Origin of the sequence: Streptomyces sp. NBC_00237 (assembly GCF_026342435.1) — a bacterium.
Classification (GTDB): Bacteria; Actinomycetota; Actinomycetes; order Streptomycetales; family Streptomycetaceae; genus Streptomyces.
The window spans coordinates 2,386,165-2,399,033 of record NZ_JAPEMT010000002.1; the positions used below are offsets into that span (position 1 = coordinate 2,386,165).

The window sequence follows — 12,869 nt, forward strand, 5'->3', positions numbered from 1 at the left end:
TCTTCCGGTGGGTCTCTTCCGTCTCATCGTTCCCCCTCTGACTACTTCCTGACCTTCAGTACGTCGATCCGGCCGTCGCCCTCCCCGAACGAGGCGACCGGGTCGCTGTGCGCGAAGAGGTCGCGCAGCGTCGGCAGGTTCTGCCGTTCGCCGCGCAGTGCGGGTGTGGACACGACGTAGTCGATGTCCCGCCATCCGCGCGGGATCCTGGCGGTGACGGCCGGGTCCTGGTCGAGCTTGTAGTGCCAGATGGCCCCGGTGCCGGGCCGGTACCCGGCGTCGACGGCGTCCAGCCAGAGCACGCCGTCGGTGACGACGCGCAGGCGGGCGCGGTCGCCGACGGGGGTCTTCCGCAGCCAGTCGGAGGCCGCGTAGTAGACGCCGTTGTCGTCGCCGAGGACGGTGGCGCGGTCCTTGGCGTACCAGTGCGGGGCGATCGCGACGGCGACCGCCGCGAGCAGGGCGGCCCCCGCCAGGGGTCGCACGAGCCGCAGGCGCGCGGCGCTCCGGTGGCGGGCCGGGAGCCGGGTGACCAGGGCGTGCCCCAGCCCGGTCGCGGCGAGCGCGAGGAAGGGCAGCAGCTGGGCGACGTACATCTGCGGCAGATATCCGCCGGGCCGCAGGCCGACCGCGACCAGGACGACGACGGCGAGGGCGACCGGCCGCAGTCTGCGCACGGCGAGCGCGAGGACGGCCGCCACGCCCCCTCCCACCAGCAGATACGGATCCCGGGCGAACCAGTCGAGGACGAGGCGATGGGCGTCGGTGCCGTCCGTGAAGACCGACCCGCTCCCCTCACGCCCGCCCAGCTGGAACTTCAGGGTGCCGAGCAGTGACACGTGCCCCGCACCGGGCAGCAGCTCGCCCTTGAGGAAGGCGTACAGCGGATAGAAGAGCCCGGTGAGGACGAGGCCCGAGCCGAACCCCGCGAAGGAGAAGGTGCGGGTACGCCGGTGACTGCCCTGCCACAGGGCCACCAGCAGCACCGGCAGCAGCACGGCGATGGTCTCCTTGGAGAGCACGGCGAGGGCGAAGGCGCTGCCCGAGGCGACGTGGTGCCAGAGGTGGCGGCGGGGCGAGAGCGCGAGGGCGAAGGCGGCGAGCGCCCAGACCACGGCGAAGTTGTCGAGGTAGATCTGCCGGTGCAGGGTCACCGCGAGCGGCGAGAGCCCGTACAGCAGGAGGGCGACGGCGGCGGCCGGACGGTTCAGGCCGATGCGGCGGCCGACGACGAAGACGAGGACGGCCCCGGCGGCGACCACGGGCAGCATCGCGATCCGCCCCTGCACGAAGGTCGGCAGGTCGGGCAGGAGCCAGCCGGGCAGCCAGGAGAGCCCGGCGAGCTGCATCCAGCCGAAGGGCGGGTGGTCGTACCAGTACGTGTAGTGGGCGAGTTCGCCGTTCCGCACGGCCCATGCCTGGGCGAGATAGGTGCCCTCGTCGTCATTGGGGAAGGGGTAATTCCCTATGTTCCAGGCACGGACGGCGACCACGAGAAGCAATAAGGGCGTCACCCAGAGGAAATCACGCTGAAACAGGCGGCGAATGCGGTCGCCTTTCCGCTTTCCAGCCGGACGTTGCGGACCGGCCCCCATTCCTGGAACCACGGGTGTGGACACGACGTGACCAACTCGTGAATCCGCCACACCCCCGCCCGTCCGCTCCGGTTGAGCACCCGGGCGCAGCACGGCATTACTCATGAGGAAACCCCCGCCCCCGCCCGAGTACCCCCCTGGTCCTCGGCGCCCAGGACCGACCCCCCGGCCTGGACATACCGCAGCAGCATGCCACACGCACCCCACACGCATAAGAAGAACGATCCATTCCGCAAGTGGTGAAGACCCGAGGCGGACCTATCGGGCATTGCACTGCTTTGCACCGTCATTGCCGAGGAATTAAGCGACCTGCTACTTTCCCCGACGGGGAAGGACCGAGGGGATCGGTCCGACGGGGGGAAGAGGGGGAAAATTCGTGGTTTCCGCTGTCCTTTTAGTGGATTCGCTCGTTCTGATGGCGACCGCGGCGGTCACGCTCTGGTGGATGGTGCATGCCTGGCGGACACCGGAAACGCTCGAATCGACGGCATTCGCGGAGCCGGACGGACAACACGGAGTGACGTTCTCGCTCCTGGTGCCCGCCCGGCACGAGGAGGCCGTGCTGCGGCACACCGTCGAGCAACTGCTGAAGATCGACCACCCGGGCTTCGAGATCGTCCTGATCGTCGGCCACGACGACCCGGGCACGTCGGCCATCGCCCATGAACTGGCCGCGGAACACCCGCACATGATCCAGACGATCGTCGACACCCACGCGGTGAAGAACAAGCCGCGCGCCCTCAACACCGCGCTCCCGTACGCACGCGGCGAGGTGATCGGGGTCTTCGACGCGGAGGACATCGTCCACCCGGAGCTGCTGACGCACGTCGACTTCGCGTTCCGCCGCGACGAGGCGGACGTCGTCCAGGGCGGCGTACAGCTCGTCAACTTCGACAGCAGCTGGTACAGCCTGCGCAACTGCCTCGAATACTTCTTCTGGTTCCGCAGCCGTCTGCACCTGCACGCCCGCAAGGGCTTCATCCCGCTCGGCGGCAACACGGTCTTCGTGCGCGCCGCCCTGCTCCGCGAGACGGGCGGCTGGGACGGCGACTGCCTCGCCGAGGACTGCGACCTGGGCGTACGTCTGTCCAGCAGGGGCGCGAAGGTGGTCGTGGCGTACCACGCGGCACTGGTCACCCGGGAGGAGACGCCGGACTCCCTCTTCGCCCTGTACAAGCAGCGCACCCGCTGGAACCAGGGCTTCCTCCAGGTCCTGCGCAAGGGCGAGTGGCGCCGCCTGCCCGGCTGGAAGCAGCGCGTCCTGGCCCGCTACACGCTCTCCACCCCCTTCCTCCAGGCGGCCACGGGCATCATGATCCCGCTCGGTCTGCTGCTGGCGTGGGTGGGCGGCGTCCCCCTCCCCGTCGCTCTGGTCGCCTGGCTGCCGATGGTCCCGATGGCCGCGATGATGGTCTTCGAGGCGGTCGCCCTGCACGACTTCGGGCGGGAGTACGGGTTCCGGATCGGCTTCTGGAGTTACGTGAAGCTGCTGATCGGCGGGCCGTTGTACGCGGTGGTGCTCGCGGCGGCGGCGCTGCGCGCGGTGTGGCGGGAGTACACGGGGCGCAGGGACTGGGAGCTGACGTCACACGTCGGAGCCCATCTCGGCACGCCCCCAGAGGCGCGGGGCCGTGTCGATGCGGGGCTCCGCCGAGGCGGGCCGGGGGCCCGGGTGCGGAGCCCCCGGCAGTAAAAGACCCCGCCCGGCGGGACCCGGGGTCTACCTGGCTCCGACCTGCTCCCCGAGCACCGCCGCGTCCCCCGTCGGCACCGCACACACGAAGCGGCGGCAGACGTACGCCCCCGCCCCCGGCCGGTCCGCCAGCAGCGGGAACTCCTCACTGTCCGGCGCGCCGAACGCCACCACCAGACCGGGCGCCGTCCCCAGCAGCGCCGTCCGGTGCAGGGCCCGCGCGGCAGGGTCGGAGGGAGCGCCCACCACCGCCACCTCCCTGGGCCCGTCCAGCGCGGCCTCCGCCACCGCCAGCCCCCACCCGATGAACCTCGGAGCCCGCGAGCCGAGCGCCTTCACCACACCCAGCGCCCCCTCCGCCGCCTCCCTGTGCGCCGAGGAGCCCGTGTGCGCCGCGTACGACAGCAACGCACCCGCCGCCGCCGTCCACCCCGACGGCGTCGCGTTGTCCGTCGGGTCCTGCGGCCTGCGGATCAGCTTCTCCGCGTCGTCCGCCGTGTCGTACAGCGAGCCCCCCTCCCCCACGAACCGCATCAGTACGTGGTCGAGCAGGAACCCGGCGAACTCCAGCCACGCCCCCTCCCCCGTCACCGAGGCCAGCGCGAGGAAGCCCTCCGCGACGTTCGCGTAGTCCTCCAACACCCCCGCGTTCGGGCCGACTCGACCGTCCTTCGAGGTACGGGCCAGCCGCGCCGCGTCGTCCAGGTGGACCCGCACCAGAAGGTCGGCGGCCTCCGTCGCCCGCTCCACGAGGTCGGGCCGGTCGAAGTACGCCCCGACCTCCGCCAGCGCGGCGATCGCCAGCCCGTTCCACGCGGCGACGACCTTGTCGTCCCGCCCGGGGGCGGGCCGCTCGCCCCGTGCCGCCAGCAGCCGCACCCGGATCTCCGCGATCCGCGCCGCGTCCACCAACTCCCCTGCATCCACAGGCAGTTGCAGTACGGACGCGCCCTCCTCGAAGGTCCCCTCCTCGGTCACCCCGAAGTACGCCGCCGCCAGCGCCGCGTCCGACTCCCCGAGCACCTCGCGGAGTTGGGCGGGCGTCCACACGTAGTACGCGCCCTCCACATGGCGCCCCTGTCCGTCCTCACTGTCCGCATCCAGCGCCGACGCGAACCCGCCTTCGCCCGTGCGCAGTTCACGCACCAGGAAGTCCGCCGTCTCCAGCGCCACCCGACGCGCCAGATCGGACCCGGTGGCCCGCCACACATGGGCGTAGACGCGGCACAGCAGCGCGTTGTCGTACAGCATCTTCTCGAAATGGGGGACCACCCACCCCCCGTCCACCGCGTACCGGGCGAACCCGCCCCCCAACTGGTCGTAGATCCCGCCCCGCGCCATCGCCTCGCAGGAGTCCGTCGCCATCTGGAGGGCCCCCTCGGACCCCGTCCGCGCCGCGTGCCGCAGCAGGAACTCCAGCACCATGGACGGCGGGAACTTGGGCGCGCCCCCGAAGCCGCCGTTGCGCGCGTCGTACTCGCGCGTGAGCCCCAGCAGTGCGCCCGCCAGGTCCTCCTCCCCCGGCAGCCCCGTCGACGCGAACGCCAGCGAACGCTCCCCGAGGTCCTTCACGATCTTCCCGGCGACCTCGTCGACCTCGCCCCGCCGGTCCGCGTACGCGGCGCGCACTCCCTCCAGCACCTCGGGGAAGGACGGCATGCCGTGCCGGGGCTCGGGCGGGAAGTACGTACCGAAGTAGAAGGGTTCGGCGTCGGGCGTCAGGAACACGGTCATCGGCCACCCGCCCTGCCCGGTCGCCGCCTGCACCGCCTCCATGTAGACGGCGTCGACGTCGGGGCGCTCCTCGCGGTCCACCTTCACGTTCACGAAGTGCTCGTTCATGACGGCGGCGGTGCCTTCGTCCTCGAAGGACTCGTGCGCCATGACATGACACCAGTGGCAGGACGAATACCCCACGCTCAGCAGCACCGGCACCCCCCGTCGCCGCGCCTCATCGAAGGCTTCGGGCGACCACGGCCACCAGTCGACGGGGTTGTCGGCGTGCTGGAGCAGGTAGGGGGAGGTCTCTTGGGCCAGGCGATTCGTGGGCATTCCCCCATCCTGCCCCAGGACCTCCCGCCCGCCGTGGAACGGTCACGCGGCCTTCGAAAACGTGGAGGGCCGTGCCGAGGACCAGTCCGGTGCTCGGGCCCGCCAGGTCGTGGGCGAGGAGGCCGAGGGCGACCGTGGTCAGACCGGTGCCGAACAGGGCGATGACCTGGGCTCCGAAGAGGCGGAGGTGTCGTCAGACCCCGGCTTCGTCTCCACGTACGGATGCGGGTGCGGGCGCGGGTGCCGCTGCGGGCATCAGTGGTGTGCGTGGTGGTCGGCGTGCGCAGGCTCCGGGGCCGCCTCCGAGGTCCGTACCGTGAACTCGGCGGTGCGTACGACGCCTTCGTGCTGGAAGTCCAGGAAGAGGCGGTAGGTACCCGCCGTCGGCGCGACGGCCATGAACGCGATCTCCTGTCCCGGTGCGGTGACGCCGGGCTCGCCCTCCGGGTGGACGTGGAGGTAGCCGAGGCCCCCGACCCGCAGCGCCACGAGGTGGCCGTACGCGGCGAGGTAGGGCTCCAGGTCGGTGACCGGAGCACCGTCCAGGCCGACGGTGAGGGTCAGTCGGCTCGCCTCTCCGGGGAGGAGCACGACTATATACCCCCATAGGGTATCTACGGGAGGGCTAGTGGGGAACCTCTCCCGACACCTCCGGCACTTCCGAACCCCCTCCGCCGCGTTCCGCCCCAGCACTCCCCAGCGCCCACTCCCTCGCGTCCGCGCCCGTCAAGCAGGACACTTGACACATCCGGGCGGTCCCAGGCGGGACGGCCCTGCCCGGACATCGCACGCTGAGGGGGACGCACATGCGGGAGAGCCACCGGGCTGAAGCCGAGCGGGTGTTGGTGCGGGCCGTCGAGGAGGAAGTACGACGCTCCGGCGGCCGGACCGACGGCCGGGCGCTGCTGTCCCGCGCACGGGCCGCGCTGGACGAACTGGCCGCCCCCGCCGCCGAGGAGTACGCCGCGTACGTCACCGCACTCGACCGGGCTGGCGCCGGGCAGCAGCCCCTGTCGGAACGATTCAGCAAGGCGAGCATCGGCACCCCCGCCCTGGTGACGGGCGTGGCCTCGGTCGCCGCCTTCGCCACCGACCTCGCGCTCGGCACCACGGCGGCGACCGCGTTCGCGGCCGGGGCCGTCGTCGCGGCGGCCGGGGCGACCGCGACCGTCGCCAAGGTGACCGCCTCCCACTGGCCCGCCGCCCACCGCAGGGCGGGTGCGCTCGGACAGCCGGGCGGACCCGAGCAGTTGAAGCTCCAGTGGCTGACGGCACTGGAGGTACGAGGCGTACGCCCCTACCTCGACCGGCAGCGCATGCTCAGCGCCGCCACCCGCACCCGGGCGGCGAGCCCGGCGAAGAAGACCGCCAGCACGACGGTTCCGCTGCGCGGCGGCAACCGGAGCGCGGCGGCGCGGCGCAGGACCGTACTGGAGCAGTCGTTCGCCCATCTCCCGCAGCTGGAGGGGCCGTTCGCCGGTCGGCGTGCGGAGATGGCGCAGATCGGGCAGTGGGTGCACGCCGCGCGGGCGAGCACCCAGACCCGGCCGACGGTCGTCGTGCTGTACGGGGAGGCGGGTTCGGGGCGTTCCGCGCTGGCGCTGCGGGCGGCGCACGGGCTCAAGGACCAGTTCCGGGGGGCGTGCCTGGTCGAACTGTGCAACGGCGCGCCAGGCACGGCCGAGTCGCCGACGTCCACCCGCGACGCGCTCCTCCAGCTCCTCAACCGCCTCGGCGCGCCCCGCGACCAGCTCCTCTTCCGGGAGCAGCGCAACGAACGCACCACGCAGGAACAGCAGTTGAAGCGCCTGACCGAGCTGTACCACCAGCACCTGACCGGCCTTCCGGTGACGATCGTCCTGGAGGACGCCACCGACCCCGACCAGGTCCGCACGCTCGTCCCGGAGCGCTCGGACAGCCTGGTCCTGGTCACGGCGAGCGAGCCCCTCGCGCTCCCCGACGACATACCGGCCTGGGTGCACCAGCTCCCGGTGCAGCCGCTGGACGGGGCGGGCGCGGAGGAGCTGATGCGGGCGATCGCGCAGGAGGAGAGCACCCCGTACGACGGTGAATCGGCCGACCGCATCACGGAGTTGTGCCGGGGCCTGCCCCTCGCACTGCGCGTCGCGGCCTCCTCGCTGGGCCCCCGCAGCCCGCGCGCGCTGGCCGCCGACCTGGCCGCGTACGGGCCCCTCGACCCGGTCGAGCGCGCCCTCTTCCTCCGTTACGCCGACCAGTCGGAGCAGGGCCGGCGTCTGCTGCGCCGCCTCTCGCTCGCGGGCCGGGCGAGCCTGGGCGGAGCCGCCGCGGCGGCGCTCCTGGCCACGGACGAGGCGGAGGCGCGGCGGCGGCTGGCGGAGCTGGCGGACTCCGGCCTGATCGAGCCCGTCGGGAGCGGCCGCTACCGCCTCCACGACCTCGTCCGCTCCTTCGCGTACACCCGCCTCGTCGACGAGGAGGAACCCTCCGAGCGGACGGCCGCGCAGGAACGTCTCATCCAGAACTACGGCGAGCTGGCCGACTCCGTCATCCGTCTCGTCGACGGCAAGAACTCCACCCGCGCCGACCGCTTCGGCCCGCACGGCTTCACCTCCCTCGACGCGGCGCTGCGCTGGCTGGACGACGAGTCGTCGTTCATCACGGCGGCGCTGCGCCACGCCGAGGGCGTCGACCAGCAGCTCGTGCTGAACCTGCTGGGCGCGCTGTGCGACTACTGCCTGCTGCGCGGCGACCTCTACCGCCTCGGCGAGATCAGCGAGCTGACGCAAGCCGTCGACCAGGGACTTCTCGTACGCTCGGTCCAGTGGCGTACGGGCATCGCGGCGCGGCAGCTCGGCGAGCTCGACAAGGCGCGTACGACCCTTTCCTCGGTCGTCGACCTGTACTTCGAGGCGCAGCACGAGGCGGGTGCGGCCCGCGCGCTGGGCTCGCTCGGCATCACCCTGCACCACCAGGGCAATCTGACGGAGGCCGCGGCCAAGCTCCGCGAGGCCCTCGACCTCCAGTCGTCGCCCGCCCTCGCGGGCGACCGCGCCTGGAACCTGCACGCGCTGGCCGCCGTCGAACGTGACCGCGCGAACCTCGCGGAGGCGGTCGAGCTCCTCGACACGGCCCTCGCCCTGCACCGCGAGGGCGAGTCGCTGCACGGGCAGGCGTGGGCGCACTTCCAGTCGGGTCAGGTGTGTCTGCGGATGGGCGAAGTAGCGCGTGCGGAGGTCGAGTTGGGGGCCGCGCTCGACCTGTACGGGCGTACCCGCGACGACCGGGGCGAGGCGTGGGCGATGACCCAGCTCGCCCGCGCCCGCCTGGTCGCCGGCGACCCCGCCCCGGCGGTGGACGGCCTGCGCCAGGCCCTCTCCCGGCACCGCGACAACGAGGACGCGCGCGGCGAGGCGTGGACCCTGTACTACCTCGGGCAGTCCCTGGAGGAGCGGGGCGACCACGACCAGGCGGTCCGCGAACTGGAGCGCGCCCGGACGATGTTCTCGCGCATGCGGGACGTGTACGGGCTGGCCTGCGCGCGGCACCACTCGGGGCGGGTCACCCGCGACCAGCGCGCCGTACAGACCGGCAACCTCCGCAACTCCGGCTTCGCGCGCCAGCTCCTGACGGACGCCCGGCAGGACTTCCAGCGGATCGGGGTCGCGCACGGGGAGGCGTGGACGGCGCTGGAGCTGGTGGTGATCGACGCGGGCAACTCCCGCCCGGAGCAAGCCCTTTCGCTCTGCGACGATGCCGTCGCCCTGTTCGCCTCCTACGAGGACAGGCGCGGCGGCGACTGGGCCCGCTTCCTGCGCTGCACCCTGCTGCCGTTCGCACACCCGGGCGGTCCTGAGGTGGGCACCTCGCTGGCGGAGGAGGAGCTCGCCCTGCTGGCGTCGGAGTCGCACCCCACGCGGGACGAACACCTGGCGGACTGCGTGGAGGCGTACCGGGTGGTGCTGGGGCGCGGGGCGGACCTGGCGGCGGGGTGGCAGGCGTGGCGGCTGGGAATGGTGCCGAACCGGCATTCGCGGGAGGTGATGGGGGTTCCGGTGGGGGCGGGCAAGTAGCTCTGGCGGGTGCGCGGTTGATCCGCTTCGGCCGGATTCGCCCATTGCTTGTGGCGATGCGGGCGGGGCTGGGAGGCTGGGGGCAGCACTCCCTGACGGGGCTCTACTCCCCGATGGACCCGACACGCCGGGCCTCCGGCCGGAAGGGGGGCCCATGTGGTCGTCACCGTATCGCTGCGCCGTCCGATGCCGTTGCCGGAGAAGCCCAGGCCCTTCGAGGGACGGGGCCGCGAACTCCGTTCTCTGACACCGTGGTTGGCCGAGGACGCACTCCGCGTTCTGTCCCTGACCGGGGTGCCGGGCGTCGGGACGAGCACGCTCGCGGTGGAGTTGGCCCGCAGAGCGGGCCGGGCCCGACGGGGCCGCCCGGCCCGCGAACCGCGCGTGGTCGCACTGCGGGTGGGCGAGGAGTGGCGGGAGCGGCCCGACGTGGTGCTGTTGCGGCTGCTGGGTCAGCTCGGGGCGCCCCGGCAGCACCTCCTGGAGCTGCGGCAGGAGCTTCGGAACGCCCCCCCCTGGACACCGCCGTGGAGCTGGCCCCTCGGTATCTGTGCGCCTACCCGTCGGAGGTCGTCCCGGACGACGTACCGGACGAGGGGACGGGTACGTATCTGCTGCGTGCGTTCGAGGAGACGCGGTGCGCGGTGGTGCTGACCTCGCGGGGTCTGAGCGCGCGGGGCCTGGGCCTGCCGGAGGTGCGCGAGCATGAGGCGGGGCCGCTGCGGCGCGGGGCGGCCGTCAAGGTCGCGGCAGCGGCGATGGAACGGTCCCCGCGCATCTCCCCGTGGCGCTACACGGTCGAGGAGATGGCGGACGCCGCAGGCGGGCTGCCCGCCTCCCTGTGGCTGGCCTCGTCGGAAGAACTCTCGCCCTTCGGGGCGGCGGACCGGGACAACCTCTACCGGACCGCCGTCGCCCGACTGTCGTCCTCGGAGTCGCGCTCACTGTTCTGCGCTACGAGAAGGAACGAACGCTCTACTCACACCTCGACGACTTCGAGCCGTGGGTCCTCGCCGTACGGTGGCCGTCGGCCAGTTCACCCGGCCTGCGCGGCTACCGGCGCATCCGGGACCGGGCGCACCGGATGAGCGACGGTGACGCGCCCCGCATCCTCGGGCGGCTGCTCGGCTACCTCGACGCCGGGCGCGGCGACCCCCGCAAGGCGGTGCTGGGCACCCGGGACGGCCGCTTCCTGCACCTGGTGGGGCATTCCTTCGGGTGCAGGTTCCTGTGCGAGGCCGTGCAGTGGGCGGCGGACGCGGAAACGCTGGGCTGGTCGGCGCGCCCCCGGCGGGCGGACCGCCCCTTCCCCGTGGACAGCATGCTGCTCTTCCAGATGGCCGCGCCCCGGGACGCCTTCGAGACGACCTTCACGGCCCTGGAGCACGCCCCCGTGCGCGGGCCCCTCGTCGCCACGTACGCGCAGCGGGACTGGGCGACGGGCATGTGTGGCACCGCATCGCCGAGAAGCGGGCGGGCATCGGCAACCAGGGCATCGGGACCGCGCCCCGCCCGGTCTCCGGGATCAGGATGCGCGGGCCCGCCGAACCGTACGGCGTGGACGTGCTCGACCACTGGTTCGTGAGCGTGGAAGCGGGCGCGGTGTTCACCCGGGGGCGCGGGCCCGCGGGCGCGCACTCCGACCATCTGCGGCCGGAGCCCGCGCACCTGCTGCTGACGCCGGCGGACTACTCCCGCTGACCCGACTCCTTGGACGGCACCGCCGAAGCCTTCTCGCCCTTGGCCGGAGCCGCCGCCGACGCCTCGCCCGGGGCGTCCGGGTCCGGTGCCTCCTCGAAGGAGACCTTGCCCATGTGCCGGTTCATCGACTTCATCAGCAGCCACACACCGACGGCCAGCGCCGCGAACACGAGGAAGCCGAGGATTCCCGGAGTCACCTTGTTCTTGTCGAAGGTGTCGCCCGCGGCGAGCGGCACGAACTGGATCATTGCCTGGGAAACGTTCACCTAGGCATTGTCGCGGATGCCCGCGAAGAGGTCGCTCTCGGGGAGGGAGGTGGGGACCAGAGCCTTCGCGAGTTCGTAGTCCTCGGTCGGCCAGACCTCCTTCTGGATCTCCATCGGAATGCGGAACCAGCCGCCGTCCGGGTCGATCTGCGTGGCGTGCGCGAGCAGCGCCTTGTCGCGGATCTCGAAGAACTCCGATGCGGGTACGAAGGTGGTCAGCGTGCGCTCCTCGCGCTCGAACTCCTCCCACCGCTTCAGCCAGTCGCCGTACGGCGACTCCAGGCCCCGGGAGATCAGCGCCTCGTGCAGCGCGACCGTGCGCGGCTTGTTGAAGCCCTGGTTGTAGTAGAGCTTCAGGGGCTGCCAGACCGGGCCGAACTCTTCCTCGGGGAAGGCCGCCGCGTCGGCCGCTCCGTCGAAGGCCACCATCGTGATCTTGTGGGTCATGATGTGGTCGGGGTGCGGGTAGCCGCCGTTCTCGTCGTACGTGGTGACGACCTGGGGGCGGAAGGCGCGGATCGACTTCACCAGGCGCCCTGCGGCCTCCGTCACGTCCTCCAGGGCGAAGCAGCCCTCGGGGAGCGGGGGCAGCGGGTCGCCCTCGGGCAGGCCCGAGTCGACGAAGCCGAGCCACTCCTGCTTGACGCCGAGGATCTCGCGGGCCTCGTCCATCTCGCGGGCGCGGACCTCGTGGATGTGCTCCTCGATGTACGTGTCGCCCTGGAGCTTCGGATTGAGGATGGAGCCCCGCTCCCCGCCCGTACAGGTCACGACGTGGACGTCCACCCCCTCGGAAACGTACTTCGCCATGGTGGCCGCACCCTTGCTCGACTCGTCGTCGGGGTGGGCGTGCACGGCCATCAAGCGCAGCTGCTCAGTCAAGATCTCGATCCTCGGTGATCCGGGCGCCCTCGGTGTCTGCGGCGCGACGTGCGGCTCTTATAGTGACCGAACCGGGGGCGGGAAATATTCCTGGCCCCTGCGCATCCGGAGGATCACAGCATGAACGCGGTACGTGACGGAGCACCCGCCGGGGCCCCTGACGGGCGTTACGGACGCTCCGCCGACGCGCGCGCGGACCGCAAGCTGAAGATCATCGGGTCCGTCCTCGGGGTGCTGCTGCTCCTGCTGGTCGGCTGGCTCGGGTACGGGTACATCTCGAAGCAGACGATCAGTGCCGAGCTGATCAAGTTCGACCTGAACTCCTCGCAGACCGAGGTCGCGGTGCATCTGGAGATCCGCAAGGACGCCGACGCCACCGGTACGTGCACGGTGCGCGCCATCGCGGAGAGCGGGGCCGAGGTCGGGCGCAAGGACGTGCGGATCGATCAGGTGGGCCAGACCCGGATCGACGAGATCTACCCGATCCGCACGACGGCGAAGGCCACCAGCGCGGAACTGCTGGGCTGCGCCGCCGACAGCCGGTAGGCGACCGCCTGCTCACCAGTGACCATGCACCCCTGACCTGCGTTGATGCAGTCGTAACGGTTTTGGTTCTCCCCCTGGGGGC

Annotated in this window: 9 protein-coding genes and 1 pseudogene; 5 read left to right on the plus strand and 5 right to left on the minus strand. The window is 72.0% G+C overall.

Annotated elements, in window-relative coordinates:
• Nucleotides 1-41: 41 nt before the first annotated feature.
• Complete coding sequence (locus OG897_RS24295; protein WP_266659316.1) at nt 42-1,514, minus strand: glycosyltransferase family 39 protein; 1,473 nt, start codon at nt 1,512-1,514, stop codon at nt 42-44.
• Nucleotides 1,515-2,010: 496 nt separating this feature from the next.
• Here OG897_RS24295 and OG897_RS24300 point away from each other — a divergent pair, with 496 nt between their 5' ends.
• Nucleotides 2,011-3,288, plus strand: coding sequence for a glycosyltransferase (locus OG897_RS24300; RefSeq protein WP_266659317.1), 1,278 nt, complete (start codon nt 2,011-2,013; stop codon nt 3,286-3,288).
• Nucleotides 3,289-3,315: 27 nt separating this feature from the next.
• Here the strand turns inward: OG897_RS24300 and OG897_RS24305 are convergent, their stop codons facing one another.
• Nucleotides 3,316-5,340, minus strand: coding sequence for a thioredoxin domain-containing protein (locus OG897_RS24305; RefSeq protein ID WP_266659318.1), 2,025 nt, complete (start codon nt 5,338-5,340; stop codon nt 3,316-3,318).
• A gap of 255 nt (nt 5,341-5,595) precedes the next feature.
• Nucleotides 5,596-5,928, minus strand: a pseudogene (locus OG897_RS24310) (hypothetical protein); the annotation flags it as partial.
• A gap of 218 nt (nt 5,929-6,146) precedes the next feature.
• Here OG897_RS24310 and OG897_RS24315 point away from each other — a divergent pair.
• The 3 genes from OG897_RS24315 (at nt 6,147) to OG897_RS24325 (ending at nt 10,977) form a co-directional block, all read left to right on the plus strand.
• Complete coding sequence (locus OG897_RS24315; protein ID WP_266659319.1) at nt 6,147-9,392, plus strand: tetratricopeptide repeat protein; 3,246 nt, start codon at nt 6,147-6,149, stop codon at nt 9,390-9,392.
• 527 nt (nt 9,393-9,919) lie between these two features.
• Nucleotides 9,920-10,480: a hypothetical protein gene (locus OG897_RS24320; protein WP_266659320.1), complete on the plus strand. Its 561-nt coding sequence runs from the start codon at nt 9,920-9,922 to the stop codon at nt 10,478-10,480.
• Entirely contained in the window at nt 10,477-10,977 is a 501-nt protein-coding gene (locus OG897_RS24325; RefSeq protein ID WP_266659321.1) for a hypothetical protein, read from the plus strand. The genes OG897_RS24320 and OG897_RS24325 overlap by 4 nt, the downstream gene beginning before the upstream one ends.
• 103 nt (nt 10,978-11,080) lie before the next feature.
• Here OG897_RS24325 and OG897_RS24330 read toward each other — a convergent pair whose 3' ends face one another.
• Nucleotides 11,081-11,359 carry a hypothetical protein gene (locus OG897_RS24330; protein WP_266659322.1) on the minus strand — a complete coding sequence of 93 codons (279 nt, stop codon included), beginning with the start codon at nt 11,357-11,359 and terminating at the stop codon, nt 11,081-11,083.
• The gene (gene mca, locus OG897_RS24335; protein ID WP_266659323.1) at nt 11,360-12,241 is read right to left on the minus strand and encodes a mycothiol conjugate amidase Mca; all 882 of its coding nucleotides are present in this window, start codon (nt 12,239-12,241) and stop codon (nt 11,360-11,362) included. It abuts the gene before it with no gap.
• A gap of 120 nt (nt 12,242-12,361) precedes the next feature.
• On the opposite strand from mca, the gene OG897_RS24340 reads away from it, so the two are divergent.
• Nucleotides 12,362-12,787: a DUF4307 domain-containing protein gene (locus OG897_RS24340; RefSeq protein ID WP_266659324.1), complete on the plus strand. Its 426-nt coding sequence runs from the start codon at nt 12,362-12,364 to the stop codon at nt 12,785-12,787.
• Nucleotides 12,788-12,869 lie beyond the last annotated feature (82 nt).

Bases quoted from the DNA above. Each gene is read 5' to 3' on its own strand.
- OG897_RS24300 (WP_266659317.1), top strand. From the start codon at position 2,011: ATGGCGACCGCGGCGGTCACGCTCTGGTGGATGGTGCATGCCTGGCGG.
- OG897_RS24340 (WP_266659324.1), top strand. From the start codon at position 12,362: ATGAACGCGGTACGTGACGGAGCACCCGCCGGGGCCCCTGACGGGCGT.
- OG897_RS24325 (WP_266659321.1), top strand. From the start codon at position 10,477: ATGAGCGACGGTGACGCGCCCCGCATCCTCGGGCGGCTGCTCGGCTAC.
- OG897_RS24305 (WP_266659318.1), bottom strand. From the start codon at position 5,340: ATGCCCACGAATCGCCTGGCCCAAGAGACCTCCCCCTACCTGCTCCAG.
- OG897_RS24315 (WP_266659319.1), top strand. From the start codon at position 6,147: ATGCGGGAGAGCCACCGGGCTGAAGCCGAGCGGGTGTTGGTGCGGGCC.